Here is a 15,030-nt window from a genome sequence, read left to right as displayed (position 1 = left end):
AAAACACGTTTTTTGCACTGTACTAAACTCAGCTAATTTAATTTACTAAAAATAGGTTTTTTCCTGAAAGTAGCCACAGTCGCTTTTATAGTTTTGTAACCGAATTTAAAACTATATATCATGAAAAATCAAAAAAACGATTGAAGCATTAACACTTAAAAAACTGCTATTTCTAATTTTAGCATTACAGGCGGAACGCCAATACAACATGCAACAAGAATTTACTGCGATCTTGGAACAAGAGATTCTATTTGTCATTGCAGTGGTTGTTAAAGAGAAACTACGCTTACTTACAGAGCGGTTCTACATAAAAAAGAAGCTGTCTGAAAAATTATTAAAAAAAGTCATTTAGAACTTGATTCATAATCTCATTGTATTGATTTGAAATAATCATGAGAAACCGAATCAAGTTTGGTTTAACGATAAATTAGATTTTTCAGACAGCTTCTTGCTTCTTTAACACTATCACCACGCAACCATATACATTCTTTTGTATCTAACTACTAAACAACAACCTTTTATGAAAAATAAACTTTTTATCCTCATGCTCTGCCTGAGTCTGGTTTCCTGTTGGTACTCAGATGATGGAGGCGATACTATTTCCAGTACAGCTTATACACCTACGATACTTTCGCGAACAGAATTGGAAAGTTCTATTACACTACAAGAAGCACGCTCCATTACCAAAACTGGTAAAATTTATGTAATTGGTAATTACCTATTTGTGAATGAACCGCATGTTGGTTTTCATATTATTAATAACGCCGATCCGGCAAACCCAGTGGTGGAAAAGTTTTTAACGACGCCCGGTGTTACCGATATAATTTTTAAAGGAGAGTCTTTCTACATTAACCAAGCCGTAGATTTGGTAGCGCTGAAGTTTAATGATGCTTTGACAAGTGTTACAGAAACGAAACGCATAGAAAATACTTTTCCTCAAATGCTTTCGCCAGATGGTTTTTATCATACTACTGGCACTGATGAAATTGTTGTAAACTGGACTTTAAATGGAAACTAATGAGAAAAATTGTATATATATTTTTAGGAAGCCTTATCACATTACTAGTAAGTTGTAATAGCGATAGTACTGATAGTGCAAATTTTGCAAGCGAAACAGGACAATCGGGATCGTTAGCGCGATTCACAATTTTAGACAACCATTTGTACACGGTTGATAACCAAAATTTAAATGTATTTGATATTAATGATAGAGAAAATCCCGTACAGGTAAACTCTGTAAATGTTGGGTTTGATATAGAAACGTTGTTTTCTTACAAATCGTACTTGTATATTGGTTCAAGAAACGGCATGTTTATTTATGATGCCAATAACTTTGAAACGCCACAACTGCTGTCGTCTGTACAACATTTTACAGCTTGCGATCCTGTGATTGCGACACCAACACATGCTTTTGTAACTTTAAAAGGAGGCAATTTATGTGGTGCAAATTTGAATGTTTTAGAAGTGTATGATGTAACTGATATAACGAATCCGATATTGATATCGCAACGCAATTTGGCTGGACCTGTAGGAATGGGTTTTTATGGCGATTATTTATTTGTGTGTGATGATGAAGTAAAGATATTTGATATCTCGGATCCTGAAAACATGAACTTAGTACATGCCATTGATACGGAAAGCTTTGATGTTATTATTCAAAATGACTTACTGATTTTGGTTGGCGAGCAAGGTGTGTATCAATATGCTTTGGATCCGAACGACATCCAAAACGAAACTATGTTGAGTACAATTTCACTATAATATATCAAGACAGTCCATTTGATAGATTAGAAAAACGTATTGTACAATAAAAAACGGTTATTACAAGCGAACTTCGGTTCGCTTTTTTCAAATGGTTATTACTGTTTTGATTACAGTTTTTTAGATGTCGGATTTGTAAAAACCGACCTATGTTTGTTGTGGTTACTTGTATTTTTCTATTCATTTGAATCATTATTAATTTAAAATATTTGTTATGTTAAAATCTGTTTTAAAAATTGATGGCGTTAATGAGCTAAAAAAGAAGACCAATTAGATATAAATGGTGGTAGTGATGATCCTTGTGAAAGTTTTCATTATATGTGCTCTAACGCTGATGACTATAGTGAATGCATGAACGCATTCTTTTGCTCTGATTATAAACATCCTATTATTTTAAAAACAAAATGGCATGAGAGTGGAGGATATTATGATTAACAGTTAATGTAACCTTAATAGCGAACTTCAGTTCGCTTTTTTATATCTTAAAGAATTCCGTATCCTGAATTTAGACAATTAATTATCAAGATATTAGATCAGCATTGAGTATTCAATATTTATAAATTCAACATACTACTTTTCTATTTTCCTCCATATTCCGATTACCTTGTGGGTAGCAAACATTAAAACCATTACCATGAAAAAAAATTACACATGCATCTACATTGCAGTATGCTTATTGATGTCGTTAATGCTATCAGCACAAGAAGTCGAAAATGTTGCCACTACGGGACTTCTAAATCCTGTAGGAGTTGCGATCAAAGACAACGACTTATTTATTAGTTCTGTGGGGAATATGTCTATCCGAAAAAAAGACCTTTCAGAGACTTCCACTACGGCTACTACGGAATATTTACCCAACTTAAGTTTTGGTGTATATCTAGCAATGAGAGGAAATGACTTATACATTCCGATGCTAGCAAACAACAAAGTAGTTAAGATAGATGTTACCGATCCGTCTGCTGTTTTAACAGATGTTGTTGTCAATGTTGTGCAGCCTGTTGGTATTGCCTTTAGAAATAATGAAATGTATATTACTTCTCGTAATCAATTAAAAATTGTTAAAGTTGATCTTACACAAAGTAATCCAACACCTGTAGATGTGGTTACACAAATTTCAGGATCTCTTGTTGACGCAGTCGCTTTTAAAGGTGATGAATTGTACTTTACACACAGCGGTTCTGTCTCTAAAATAAATGTTACAGACCCGATACCAACTATTGAAGAAGTATTGATGGACGTTGGCGCTTTGCACATCGTTTTTGACGGAGATATTATGTATGTTTCTCAAACTGGAGATAATACTGTATCGAGAGTAGATACTTCGCAAAGCACACCTGTACCTTTTCCTTTTTTAACCTTACCGCAAACACCATGGGGAATGGTTTTGGACGGTAATAACTTATATATTACTGAACAAACTGGAGGAAGAGTCGTACGATTTGACTTAAATACATTAGGAGTTGATGAAGCTTCCGCAAGAAAGTTTACCTATTACCCAAATCCTACCAAAGATTATATACAAATTGCAGGATTGGAAACAAACACTCCTTTTACTTTAACAGATCAGCATGGGAGAGAAATAAAGAAAGGAAAATTGGCAAGTATAGATAAGCTAGATTTAAGTACTGTAGCAAATGGTGTATACTTTTTAAAGCTAGACAACTACGAAGTAAAGAAAATTATAAAATACTAATTCATACTTTACATAAACATCCTGGAAGTTTACTTTCGGGATGTTTATGTTATACTTCTGATGAAGGCGACCACATTTTAAAAAATCGAAACTGCTTAGAATATTCAGTACGTGGGGAAAAAGCAATACATACTTCTTGGTTGTCCAATGCTGATTCGGTCAAAACAACATGCTTGACTTCTTTTTTGGCATTTTCAAACTCTTTGTCGTTTACTTTGCAGACTACTTTTTTAAAAATACCTTGCATCCATTGCTGCATGTCTGCATCATCTTCATATTTTTTATAGCAAGCCAAGGAAGCATGTGCCGCTATCACAGGTGCAAAACCATCAGGTACAGATGCTTTGAGTAAGATGTACATTTTCATACGAACAAATTTTAAACATATATAAAAGTACTACTTACTTTGTTCTTTCAAAATGCCTTATCACAAACAATCATTGATAAATCCATGATTCTTACAAAGAATTTCTTAAAAAATGCAATTAATCTTCCTTTCTTTGCAGTTAATCCAAGATTTTTTTACAATAATCTCGAAAAAAAATTGTTATTTTGTAGGAGTTTTAACAAAGAGCGGAATTTTTTAATTCCAATTTCAATAAAATATATGTGGTACACAGAAAAAATCTTTCCCCTAAGCCACTGTTTCTGTCGTAATATATTTTATTAAAAACACGTTGTGATTTTTTAGTCCTAAATAGTAAATGAACTTAACAAAAAACTAAAAAAGACTTCGTAAAGTCTAATTTTAAAGGATTTGATTGTTTTCTTTTAGATACATTGACTTTTGTTTTTTTAAACAAAAGTGTGAATATCTTGTCATTGGTATGAGCATATACTAAGTAAAGTATAATGCCCGTCAATATGTTTTACAGAATAAGATGACAAGACATCTGTTTTTTTTAAGAGATTAAAAATCAGGCATTAAAATTAATTTTGTGAGTTTTTTTTTATAAATTTAAATCGTGAAACTAAAATATACCATAGTATTGGTTCTCTTATGTACTTTCAATTTGTTGGTAGCAAATACCGAACACACTTACACGAATGCAATTAATTTCAATACAATGCTAGAACCGGGAAATGAAGTTATAATGACTGCTCCTGGAATTGCCGCGGACGATAATAGCATCATAGGCGGCGGTATTAGTAGCGAGGATGAAATATTAGATTCTGTATTGGGTTATTTTATTCTAATTTTCTTTTCAGTATTAATAATTATATTGATTGATAATAGAAACCTCGAAAAGCGCTATAAGAAACTCGCAGCAGATTTTAAAACCAAAGATACCACAGTATAATATTATAAAAATGAAAAAGTCGAATATATAATTATTCGACTTTTTTTTACGCATTCTTTTATATATAAAAACTATGCTATTCCTTTGATTACATCATATTTGGTAATAATGTGATGCTTATTTTCACCTAAATCTACCAATACAGCCTGATTATCTTTGGTAATCAATTTTGAAATTTCATCTATCGGTGTATTTTTATGTACTACCGGAAATGATTTTTGCATTACATCAGCAATGGATGTATCTGCAATATCTTTGTTTTCCATGTATTTTGTAAAAAGTGATGTTTCGTCAACAGAACCTACGATACCTTCTGTATCAACTACAGGAATTTGCGATATTTTAAACTTACGCATACGCTCAATAGCATGTGATACTAATTCTCCTGTTTTTACAGTGACCAATGGCTTATCAGCATGTCCTCTGATTAAATCAGCAGCCGTAGAGATTTCTTCTTCTAAGAAACCGCGTTCACGCATCCAATCGTCATTAAACATTTTTCCAACATATCTACTTCCATGATCGTGAAACAAAACCACAACCACATCATCTTTACCAAAGTGTTCTTTGAGTTGTAATACACCTTTGATCGCAGCTCCAGCAGAATTTCCTAAAAACATTCCTTCTTCTTTGGCCAATCGTTGTGTATATACAGCAGCATCTTTGTCTGTTACTTTTGTAAAACCATCAATGATACTAAAGTCTACATTTTTAGGTAAAATATCTTCACCAATTCCTTCCGTAACATAAGAGTAAATTTCATTTTCATCAAAAATACCCGTTTCATGATATTTTTTAAATACAGAACCATACGTATCAACTCCCCAAACTTTTACATTCGGATTTTGTTCTTTTAAGTATTTACCAACACCCGAAATGGTTCCACCAGTTCCAACACCTACGATAAAATGTGTTACCCTTCCTTCGGTTTGTTTCCAAATTTCAGGACCTGTACTTTCATAATGCGCTTTGGTGTTACTTGGATTGTCATACTGATTTACATACCATGAGTTTGGTGTTTCTTCTCCCAAACGTTTTGATACTGAATAATACGAACGTGGATCTTCTGGTTCAACTGCAGTTGGACACACAATAACCTCAGCTCCAACGGCACGTAAAATGTCCATTTTTTCTTTCGATTGTTTGTCTGCCATCACACAGATTAACTTATACCCTTTTACAATAGCAGCTAAGGCCAAGCCCATTCCTGTGTTTCCTGAAGTTCCTTCAATAATGGTTCCGCCTGGTTGTAAGCGCCCATCTGCTTCAGCATCTTCAATCATTTTTAAAGCCATTCTATCCTTTACAGAATTTCCAGGGTTGAATGTTTCATATTTTGCCAATACTAAAGCATCAACGCCTTCTACTAAGGCATTCATTTTAACTAAAGGTGTATTTCCAATAGTTTCTAATATGTTATTTGCGTATTCCATTCTTATGTGTTGAGTGGACAAAGATACAAAGTCTCTGTAGATATTTTCATAATAAAATTTAAAAGTCTATTAATTTAATAGACTTTTAATATTCCAACGCCTTTTACTATTCCTTTTTTACAAATTCTAAGGATATTAGCCATAACATATTCTACTTCAAAAGCTGGATTTTACTGAAACTTAATTGCCTTTACAGGAGAAATTTTTGTAATGATATATGATGGAAGTAACAACATCAATACACACAAAACCAATGTTCCTATGTTGAGTGCTACAATATGCCATATTTCAATATGTATCGGAATAGTGGTTGTGTGATATTGCTCCGGATTTGGAAAAGTCAAAAAACCAAAAGCATCTTGCAACCATATAAGTCCAATTCCAATAACATTTCCCCAAAGCAATCCTATTCCTATCAAATATGCTGCATTATACAAGAAGATTTTACGAATGTCCCAATCGCTACTCCCTAGAGATTTTAAGATTCCAATCATAGGAGTTCTATCCAAAATCAATACTAAAAGTGCCGTAATCATGTTGATTCCTCCCACAATAATAATGATACCTATAATGAGAAATATATTGACATCAAACAGTGAAATCCACTCAAAAATAAACGGAAACTTCGTGATAACATTTTGTGTATCCAAAGTAGAAGCAATAGCATGATATACTTCGTTTGTTTTTTCTTCTATACTTCCAAAATCATCTATAAAAACTTCATAGTTTCCTACTTCGCCATTTTTCCATTTATTCATACGTTGTATGTGACGAATATCAACCAAGAGTACGTTGGCATCAAATTTCTGGAATCCTGAATCGTAAATTCCAACAATTTCAAAAGTTCGTTCGTTCGGAATTTCACTAGTATTTTCCTTTAAAAACAAGGTTTTAAACGTATCTCCTAACTTCAGTTCTAAACGTCTTGCCATGTAAGCAGAAATTAGCACTTCTCTATTTTCTCGTTTTTCAGAAACATTTGGAAATCGCCCTTCAGTTAAAAAATCCTCAAAAGCCTTCCAATTATAATCTGCACCAACTCCTTTTGCCAATACGCCTTCAAACGTTTTTTCTGTTCTAATAATTCCTGCTTTAATCGCAACCGCTTGCAAATGATTAACACCTTCAACATCTGTAACGTTTTTGTAAAAGTCGTCTTCTACAGCCAATGGCATCAAGGAAACTTCCGAATTATTATTATCAAAATGTGAGATTTGAATATGTCCGTTAAAGGTGGCTACTTTTTCTTGGATCGTTTTTTGCAGTCCCATTCCTGTAGCAATCGCAACCATCATCATAACAATGCCAATAGCAATAGCTGCGATGGCGATTTTTATTATTGTTGCCGATACACTACTTTTATATTGTTTTGCCTTAATAATACGTTTGGCAATAAAAAACTCGTAATTCAAATTAAAGAATGGTTTATAGATTTTTCAAAAATACATTTTTATTGTTGTTATTGATTGGATTTTTCACAAGATGTGGCGCTAAAGAACAACAAAAAGTGCAAAATATTGCAGATGCTAGTACTTCTTCTATGGTAAAAGATGATAACGCTTCCGCAGAATTGTCTCAGAAAGAAATTATCGTTGGTGCAAATAAAACAAACGAACTACTTACTAAGCTTAAAAATAGGCGTGTTGGAATTGTTGCCAATCAGACAAGTGTTATTTTTAAACCGGATAAAACCTATACACATTTGGTAGATTCGTTAGTTGCATTACAAGTTGATGTAAAAACTGTTTTTTCTCCTGAACATGGGTTTCGTGGAAAAGCAGATGCTGGCGAAATTGTAAAAGATGGAAAAGATTTAAAAACTGGATTACCTATTATTTCGCTGTATGGAAAGAATAAAAAACCTTTTCCTAAACAGCTTGAAAATTTAGAAGTTGTCATTTTTGATGTACAGGATGTTGGTGTGCGTTTTTACACCTATATTTCTACACTTCATTATGTCATGGAAGCCTGTGCAGAAGCTAATATTCCTGTCATTGTACTCGACAGACCCAATCCGAACGGACATTATGTGGATGGTCCAATTTTAGAGAAAGAATTTAAGAGTTTTATAGGAATGCATCCAATTCCGATTGTACACGGAATGACTATTGGTGAGTATGCAAAAATGATCAACGGTGAAAGCTGGTTAAAGAATAAAATACAATGTGATTTAACGGTGATTCCGATGGATAATTATACGCATGAAACAATATATAGTTTGCCTATAAAACCATCGCCAAACTTACCAAATGATCAATCAATTAATTTATATCCGAGTTTGTGTTTGTTTGAAGGAACACCCATTAGTATAGGACGCGGAACTGAAAAGCAATTTCAAATTGTTGGAACGCCAGAATATATATTGAAACGACACCGATTTAGTTTTACACCAAAACCAAACTTTGGAGCAAAATACCCAAAACACGATGGCAAAGAATGTCATGGATATAATTTGACACAAGAAGCACGTTTGTCAGAACTCAATTTAAAATGGTTGTTAGAATTCTACAAAACACATAAAGAATACGCGCCAAAGACATTGTTTTTTAATAAAAATAAGTTCTTCTCTAAACTTGCAGGAACCAACAAACTGCAAGCACAAATTGAAGCAGGCATGTCTGAAGCTGAAATTAAAGCAACTTGGAAAGAAGGTTTAGAGACTTATAAAAAAACCAGAGCTAAATATTTGATGTATGATTGATTAGGTAATAGGTTTCAGGTTTTAGATGTTCATCTTGACTAGGCTTGGTGTGACAATTTGTAAATGAAAAGTAATTGAATAATAAAAACATTGCTATATCTTCACATTATCAAATTAAAAATATCAGCCCGAGTGATTTTCAATAGAAAATTGTATTGAGAACTACTTTGAAATACTCGTTTGAATTCTTTGTGTAATTTCCTCAATTGTCCCTAAACCATCAAAAGTTTCTACACTAATTTTCGATTTCATATGTTCAATAGCAGGTTTCGTAGAAGTCTCAAAAACATTAATACGTTTTTTATGTGTTGCAACATCCTTATCATCTTCTCTAGTTGAAGTTTCTGCTCGTTTTTGAGCTCTTACTAATAATTCAGTTTTTGGGACTTCAATATTTAATACTTTACCTATTTCTAGGCTCTTAGAAGTTACTAATTCCAACAAATTTACTTGTGGAACTGTTCTTGGATATCCATCGAGTATGATGCCTTTACGTTCTCAATTTTCATCCAAAATATTACCAAACAACTCTTTCATAATTGCATCAGGCACCAAATCTCCTTTTCTTTCATATTCAGACAATATCTTGCCTATTTCAGTTTCTTTTTCTTTTTCCAAACGACATCGATCTCCAGTGGAAATGTGTTCAAACTGTAGTGTATCTTTTATGATTTGACATTGTGTTCCTTTTCCTGAGTATGGTGGTGCTGTAATGATTAATATTTCCATAAATACTTTTAAACTTATTGTTCGCTGTTTTTATTTTTTTGTTCGATCCAAAGCGACATATATTTTGTACTTTTTGTATTGTGCAATTGTAATAGATTTCCAAAAAAGTTTTGTATTCTATGTGTTTCTAAATGCGTTTGCGTATTTTTTATTTTACCTAAAAGTTGTTGCTGAAACTGCTCTTTTTGATAGCGGTTTTCTAAAATTACAAAACCATCTTGCTGCGCTTGCAACCAACGATTTTTGTCCGTATATAATGTTACAGTTTCGGTCACTAAGGTTTCTATATCGTCCGAAATAATTCCGTTCCAAGGGAAATCTCCATGCATACCTTCTGCGCCAATGGAAGAAGTTACACAAGGTGTTCCGTTTTGCATTCCATCAATAAACTTTCCTTTGAGTCCAGCACCAAAACGCAATGGCGCTAATACTATTCTTGCTTTCGAAATGACTTCGGCTGCGCTATCTGCTCTTCCTTTTACATAAAAGCGTTCTTTTGGCTGATTCAATTGTAAGTTATGCTCTTTGGCATAGGAACCATAGACATGCATTTCTGCTTTGGGCAATTTTTTCCGTAAGATTGGCCATACATCTTTTTTTAGATATTCTACCAAATCGCGGTTTGGCGCATGCAAAAAGTTTCCAATAGTGACGAAATGTTGTCGTTCTTCAAACCTTGGCAACGTGGCTATATGTTCTTCTGATAATTTTTCCACCATAAATGGAATGTATACCAACAAGGAAGCATCAATCTTAAAGTCATTAATTAAAATATCGTGTTCTATTTCTGAAATCAATAATGAAATATCACAACGTAAAATACTGGCAATTTCTCGCTGAGCAAGGTTATATCTTTTTAGTTGATCTATATGAAAATCGTTTCCATCTTTTAGTGCTTGATGTCTTGCTTTTCGTAAACTGTGTAAATCTTCTGTATCTAGAATTCGCAATGCATTTGGACAGTGTTCAGTGACACGCCAACCAAACTGTTCTTCCATCATAAAACGATCAAACAGTACAATAGTTGGCTTCATTTTTTTTATGAATTCGTCAAAGCTAGGATCGTTAATCTGAATGGTTTTTGATGCAATATCCATCTGACGTAAGTCATAACAAAATTCTCCTTTTACTGCTGGACATGCAAAAGTCACTTTCCAATCTTGCGATCGAAAAAGTTTTAATAATTGCAACATTCGCGTTCCTGCTGCAGAAGAATTTGGCTCTGGCCAAACGTAACCGATGACTAAAACCTGCTGCATTAATTTTTATATAAATTTCTTAAGATATTTGGATAATCAGTAATGATACCATCTACATCCCAATTAATGAGTTGTTCCATCTCTTTGGAGTTATTAACGGTCCACGGAATTACCTTCATTCCATAACGACGTTGATATTCCTTGATATTTTCTTTCGTTAATAACTTGTAATATGGACTCATGATTTCCGGTTTAAAGCTAAGTTGTTCTAGCTTTGTCTTCATATCTTCATTTTCATCAACTAACAAAGCTACGTCCATTTTTGGAGCTTGTTTTTTGATTTCTTCCAACGTTTCCAAATCAAATGCTTGCAAATTTACACGATTCGCTAGCTTATGTTTTTGAACAACTTCAATCACCAAACGCACAAATTCACTTAATTTTGGCGCATACACCTCATCATACGAAGGTTTTCTTTTGATTTCAATATTGTATTTGATATCATTTTTTGTTTTTGCTTCTGCGATTTTAATGACATCCTCTAATAAAGGCTTTGCTACTTTGGCTTTTTTTTGTGTTAGAAATCTTGGATGTTTTTTTGTTCCACAATCGTACTGACGAATGCTATCATAACTCATTTGATAGAGATTGTATTGTTTTTCTTCAGTCTCAGGAATTGGATTTCCTTGTAAGTCAAATACAATTTCATGATTCATAAAAGGTTCATGAGACACCACTACTTTATGATCTTTGGAAATCACTACATCCAACTCTAAGGTATGCACCTCAAGATCAATAGCTTTTTCAAATCCAATTATTGAGTTTTCTGGCAACAAGCCTCTACAACCTCGGTGTCCTTGAATATCAACCATTTTTCTGTGTGATAGCTTAGATGGATCTTCTGTACAACTCCACAAGCAAATAGTACAACTTAAGACCAAAATACGAAGAAAGAATTTCATACTTATGTGATTATTCGTCCGAGTTTAAAGTTGTTGGCGGACGATATTTATTGAATGGAATTTTGAGTAAACTCTTTAAGTCTGCATTTTCAGAAGCATCTGGATAGGTATCTACTCCGTATACCAACGTATCTGGATCTTTTACCGCAAAAGTTCTAAAGATATGATCCCAAACAGAAAAGATATTCCCATAATTTTTATCAGTATACGGCAATACATGATGATGGTGAACTTTGTGCATGTTTGGTGAAACAATGATATAACTAATCCACTTATCTAACTTTTTAGGAATGCTAATATTGGCATGATTGAATTGCGACAAAACTACTGATATGGATTGGTACAACATAATGATTGCTACGGGCGCTCCAACGATGAATACACCTAATAAGGTAAAAACAAAACGAATTACGCTTTCACCAGGATGATGTCGGTTTGCTGTTGTAGTATCCACATGCGTATCGGTATGATGCACTAAGTGAAAACGCCATAAAACAGGAACTCTATGCTCTACATAATGTGCCAACCAAGCACCTATTAAATCTAACAAAGCAACACCAATTAACACATACCACCAAGCAGATAACTCTGGCAATTGAATATCAATCCATTGCAACACTCCAAATTTATTGGCTATTGTCCAATCGGAAACTTTGAGTAATAAAAATGCCAAAAAGAAATTGACTGCAATCGTTGTTAAGGTAAAAAAGATATTGATACCTGCGTGGTTAACTTTTTTGTAATTGAATCGAAATAAAGGAATTATATATTCAATCAACCAAAAAAAAGCGATCCCACCAACTAAAATTGCACTTCGATGCGAAGAAGGAATCGATTCAAAATAAGATAAGATAGTGTCCAAGATAATTTAGGTTTTGTGAGATCATAAAGATACGTTTTTCTAAAAATTAGTCCAAACTAACGTTTTCCTTTTGCTTCAATAACAGACTTCAATTTTTCAACAATATTATACGTGGCTGGGCAAATGACGATGTTATTCATCGTTATCTCAGAAATCTTGTGGAATTTTTTCCGATCGGTATGTGGATATTCTCTACAGGCTTTTGGACGCACATCATAAATCATACATTCATTATCAGCCCCTAAAAAATGACACGGTGCATTTTGCAATACATAATGATTGTCTTCATCAAAGTATAAAAACTGACTTATAAACTGATGTTCTTTCATTCGAAAATGCTTTGAGATTCGAGCAATGTCAGCATTTGTAAATATAGGACTCGTTGTCTTACAACAATTGGCACAGGCAAGACAATCCGTTGTTTCAAATTCTTCCTCATGCAGTTCTTGCATAATATAATCGAGGTTTTTTGGCGTTTTCTTTTTTAATTTTTGGAAGAATTTTTGATTCTCTTTTTCTACTTCTTTTGCCTTTTTTGGCAATCCATCAATAATATCCTGCATCTGAATTTGTCTTAGAAAACAAAAATACACAACATTTTTTGGATTTATGGGGTAACAAAATTTTCATACCTACACTTAGGTAAAGAATACCTAAAATGAGGCGTCATTTTTCATGTATGAAAAGATGAAAACTAGCATCGTAAAATTGAGGGATTTTAGGGTCTAGACTAATTCTGTTAATTATTTAGGTTATAATTAACAATAAGCAACGACAAAAACATTAGTTAGTTGTCGTTGCTTTTTTTATGTGTTTGCATGAAAGTTTAATTTCTTACTGTACTTTTGCCACAAGCATTGAATGCCATGAAAGATTTATTTGGAAAAGCAATTTTAGATTATCAGCAAGGAAATTACACGGAAGATATTGTAACAGCCACTTCAATTTCAGAAGAAGATATGTTACCCATCCCCTATTTATTTCGTTCATACTCAGAAATGCCTTTACTAGAACAAACTGCTTTGCAGCTTTCCAAAGGCAAAGTATTAGATGTTGGTTGTGGCGCTGGAAGTCATAGTTTGTATTTACAAAACGAACGTAAGTTAGATGTGACAGCGATCGATGTTTCTGAAGCAGCAATTGAAGCCTGCAAACTTAGAGGTATTACGCATGCTGAAATTGCAGATGTGATGAAGTTTTCTGGACAGTTTGATACCATTTTATTATTAATGAATGGTGCTGGCATGTGTGGAAAACTGAATCAAATTGCTTTTTTTTTACAGCATTTAAAATCATTATTGACAAATGATGGACAAATTTTAGTCGACTCTTCCGATATCATTTATATGTTTGATGAAGACAAAGATGGCGGCAAATGGATTCCTTCTGAAACCGATTATTACGGAGAATTGTTATACTACGTAAGCTACAAAGGCGAACATGAAGCACCTTTTAATTGGCTGTATATTGATTACAACACTCTCCAAAATGCGGCACATGCTTGCGGCTTGCAATGCGAATTAATTTTGGAAGGTGAGCATTATGACTATTTAGCTAGATTGACAAAATAAGCCACTAATAAAAAACCTAACAAATTAAGCTCTAACATTGGAGCGTTCTAACATCTAAAAGCGTGGCAGCCTAAGAGTCAAGCTAGTCTAAAGCAAAGCCTATCTAATGATCAATTCAAGCAATAGCCTTTTTCTGCAAGTTTACTAAGAACGCTTTTATACAAATCGCCACTCCATTGCTGAGAAATTTCTCCTTCAAGTTTTGCCAAACCATCACGACTTGCAATCATTTTCAAACCTGTTTCTGAATCATAGAAGTTCAAAATTTGTTGACGTTGTGTATCTGTGAGTTTTGTTTTGTCTGTCTGCATTTGCTTCAAAGCTCCAGATTCATAAAACACAATCATGTTCTTAATATCATTGAGCGAAAAATAAGCTTTAAACGCAGAAACAAGGATAGATTTTACATCATCTACATGTTTTTTCTTGTTTCCTTCTAACTCATTCCAAATAGCTTCAGGAATATTATACTCTTTGAAACGTTTCTTCAAAATATCAAACATCGCATCAATAGCACCTTCATATTGTTCTAAAGTTCCATTAATGGTCAAATAATGTTTCACTGTATCTATGTAAGGATCAGTTTGAGCTTTAGAAGTTTGACCACAGATAAACAATAAAGTAATAATCAGTAATTTTTTCATACTAAATAAAGTATATCAGATAGGTTTACAAGGATATTGTTTTTCAAATAGTATTCCGAAAAAGAAATATAAAATGTATTTTTGTGGTATTAGTGTTAAATTATTCAAAATCAAACAAAATAAATTGTCACAAATTTAAAAAAAAGAGCAATAAATGTTATTTTTTTGTTAATT

The 15,030-nt window shown here is 33.2% G+C and carries 14 protein-coding genes and 1 pseudogene; 6 read left to right on the top strand and 9 right to left on the bottom strand.

Annotation, left to right across the window (positions count from 1 at the left end; translation table 11 throughout):
* Positions 1-520: 520 nt before the first annotated feature.
* The 3 genes from MK119_RS16955 to MK119_RS16945 all read left to right on the top strand — a co-directional run bounded on the left by MK119_RS16955 (position 521) and on the right by MK119_RS16945 (position 3,454).
* Complete coding sequence (locus MK119_RS16955) at positions 521-1,018, top strand: hypothetical protein (protein ID WP_290681041.1); 498 nt, start codon at positions 521-523, stop codon at positions 1,016-1,018.
* Entirely contained in the window at positions 1,018-1,761 is a 744-nt protein-coding gene (locus tag MK119_RS16950; RefSeq protein WP_290681038.1) for a hypothetical protein, read from the top strand. The genes MK119_RS16955 and MK119_RS16950 overlap by 1 nt, the downstream gene beginning before the upstream one ends.
* Before the next feature lie 634 nt (positions 1,762-2,395).
* Positions 2,396-3,454: a T9SS type A sorting domain-containing protein gene (locus MK119_RS16945; protein WP_290681035.1), complete on the top strand. Its 1,059-nt coding sequence runs from the start codon at positions 2,396-2,398 to the stop codon at positions 3,452-3,454.
* Positions 3,455-3,503: 49 nt separating this feature from the next.
* Here the strand turns inward: MK119_RS16945 and MK119_RS16940 are convergent, their stop codons facing one another.
* The gene (locus tag MK119_RS16940) at positions 3,504-3,821 is read right to left on the bottom strand and encodes a peptidyl-tRNA hydrolase (protein WP_290681033.1); all 318 of its coding nucleotides are present in this window, start codon (positions 3,819-3,821) and stop codon (positions 3,504-3,506) included.
* Positions 3,822-4,419: 598 nt separating this feature from the next.
* Between MK119_RS16940 and MK119_RS16935 the strand changes: the two genes are divergently transcribed.
* Positions 4,420-4,755: a hypothetical protein gene (locus MK119_RS16935; RefSeq protein WP_290681030.1), complete on the top strand. Its 336-nt coding sequence runs from the start codon at positions 4,420-4,422 to the stop codon at positions 4,753-4,755.
* A gap of 71 nt (positions 4,756-4,826) precedes the next feature.
* Here the strand turns inward: MK119_RS16935 and MK119_RS16930 are convergent, their stop codons facing one another.
* Together MK119_RS16930 and MK119_RS16925 are read right to left on the bottom strand one after the other, a co-directional pair.
* Positions 4,827-6,188, bottom strand: a complete 1,362-nt coding sequence (locus tag MK119_RS16930; protein WP_290681028.1) for a pyridoxal-phosphate dependent enzyme — start codon at positions 6,186-6,188, stop codon at positions 4,827-4,829.
* Positions 6,189-6,358: 170 nt separating this feature from the next.
* Positions 6,359-7,600, bottom strand: coding sequence for an FtsX-like permease family protein (locus tag MK119_RS16925; RefSeq protein WP_290681025.1), 1,242 nt, complete (start codon positions 7,598-7,600; stop codon positions 6,359-6,361).
* A gap of 8 nt (positions 7,601-7,608) precedes the next feature.
* Here MK119_RS16925 and MK119_RS16920 point away from each other — a divergent pair, with 8 nt between their 5' ends.
* Entirely contained in the window at positions 7,609-8,889 is a 1,281-nt protein-coding gene (locus MK119_RS16920; protein ID WP_290681023.1) for a DUF1343 domain-containing protein, read from the top strand.
* 162 nt (positions 8,890-9,051) lie between these two features.
* Here the strand turns inward: MK119_RS16920 and MK119_RS16915 are convergent.
* The 5 genes and pseudogenes from MK119_RS16915 to MK119_RS16895 all read right to left on the bottom strand — a co-directional run bounded on the left by MK119_RS16915 (position 9,052) and on the right by MK119_RS16895 (position 13,204).
* Positions 9,052-9,618: pseudogene (locus tag MK119_RS16915) on the bottom strand (nucleoside monophosphate kinase).
* Between the two features lie 14 nt (positions 9,619-9,632).
* On the bottom strand, positions 9,633-10,877 hold the full coding sequence (locus MK119_RS16910; RefSeq protein WP_290681020.1) for a glycosyltransferase: 1,245 nt from the start codon (positions 10,875-10,877) through the stop codon (positions 9,633-9,635).
* Positions 10,877-11,779 carry a glycerophosphodiester phosphodiesterase family protein gene (locus tag MK119_RS16905; protein ID WP_290681018.1) on the bottom strand — a complete coding sequence of 301 codons (903 nt, stop codon included), beginning with the start codon at positions 11,777-11,779 and terminating at the stop codon, positions 10,877-10,879. Before MK119_RS16905 ends, MK119_RS16910 begins: the two co-directional genes overlap by 1 nt.
* A 10-nt stretch (positions 11,780-11,789) precedes the next feature.
* On the bottom strand, positions 11,790-12,641 hold the full coding sequence (locus tag MK119_RS16900; protein ID WP_290681016.1) for a sterol desaturase family protein: 852 nt from the start codon (positions 12,639-12,641) through the stop codon (positions 11,790-11,792).
* A 56-nt stretch (positions 12,642-12,697) separates the two neighbouring features.
* The gene (locus MK119_RS16895) at positions 12,698-13,204 is read right to left on the bottom strand and encodes a YkgJ family cysteine cluster protein (protein ID WP_290681014.1); all 507 of its coding nucleotides are present in this window, start codon (positions 13,202-13,204) and stop codon (positions 12,698-12,700) included.
* A gap of 303 nt (positions 13,205-13,507) precedes the next feature.
* On the opposite strand from MK119_RS16895, the gene MK119_RS16890 reads away from it, so the two are divergent.
* Entirely contained in the window at positions 13,508-14,212 is a 705-nt protein-coding gene (locus tag MK119_RS16890) for a class I SAM-dependent methyltransferase (RefSeq protein WP_290681011.1), read from the top strand.
* 110 nt (positions 14,213-14,322) lie between these two features.
* Here the strand turns inward: MK119_RS16890 and MK119_RS16885 are convergent, their stop codons facing one another.
* On the bottom strand, positions 14,323-14,856 hold the full coding sequence (locus MK119_RS16885) for a hypothetical protein (protein ID WP_290681008.1): 534 nt from the start codon (positions 14,854-14,856) through the stop codon (positions 14,323-14,325).
* Between the last annotated feature and the right edge of the window lie 174 nt (positions 14,857-15,030).

This window comes from Kordia sp. (genome assembly GCF_022447245.1).
In the GTDB taxonomy this organism is placed as follows: Bacteria; Bacteroidota; Bacteroidia; order Flavobacteriales; family Flavobacteriaceae; genus Kordia.
The sequence above is the reverse complement of the archived record's forward strand: the minus strand, read 5'-3'. Positions and strand labels throughout refer to the sequence as shown.

Excerpts from the sequence above, each read along its gene's own strand:
- MK119_RS16895 (WP_290681014.1), bottom strand. The coding sequence starts at position 13,204 with ATGCAGGATATTATTGATGGATTGCCAAAAAAGGCAAAAGAAGTAGAA.
- MK119_RS16905 (WP_290681018.1), bottom strand. The coding sequence starts at position 11,779 with ATGAAATTCTTTCTTCGTATTTTGGTCTTAAGTTGTACTATTTGCTTG.
- MK119_RS16930 (WP_290681028.1), bottom strand. The coding sequence starts at position 6,188 with ATGGAATACGCAAATAACATATTAGAAACTATTGGAAATACACCTTTA.
- MK119_RS16910 (WP_290681020.1), bottom strand. The coding sequence starts at position 10,877 with ATGCAGCAGGTTTTAGTCATCGGTTACGTTTGGCCAGAGCCAAATTCT.
- MK119_RS16955 (WP_290681041.1), top strand. The coding sequence starts at position 521 with ATGAAAAATAAACTTTTTATCCTCATGCTCTGCCTGAGTCTGGTTTCC.
- MK119_RS16940 (WP_290681033.1), bottom strand. The coding sequence starts at position 3,821 with ATGAAAATGTACATCTTACTCAAAGCATCTGTACCTGATGGTTTTGCA.
- MK119_RS16945 (WP_290681035.1), top strand. The coding sequence starts at position 2,396 with ATGAAAAAAAATTACACATGCATCTACATTGCAGTATGCTTATTGATG.
- MK119_RS16890 (WP_290681011.1), top strand. The coding sequence starts at position 13,508 with ATGAAAGATTTATTTGGAAAAGCAATTTTAGATTATCAGCAAGGAAAT.
- MK119_RS16950 (WP_290681038.1), top strand. The coding sequence starts at position 1,018 with ATGAGAAAAATTGTATATATATTTTTAGGAAGCCTTATCACATTACTA.
- MK119_RS16885 (WP_290681008.1), bottom strand. The coding sequence starts at position 14,856 with ATGAAAAAATTACTGATTATTACTTTATTGTTTATCTGTGGTCAAACT.
- MK119_RS16920 (WP_290681023.1), top strand. The coding sequence starts at position 7,609 with ATGGTTTATAGATTTTTCAAAAATACATTTTTATTGTTGTTATTGATT.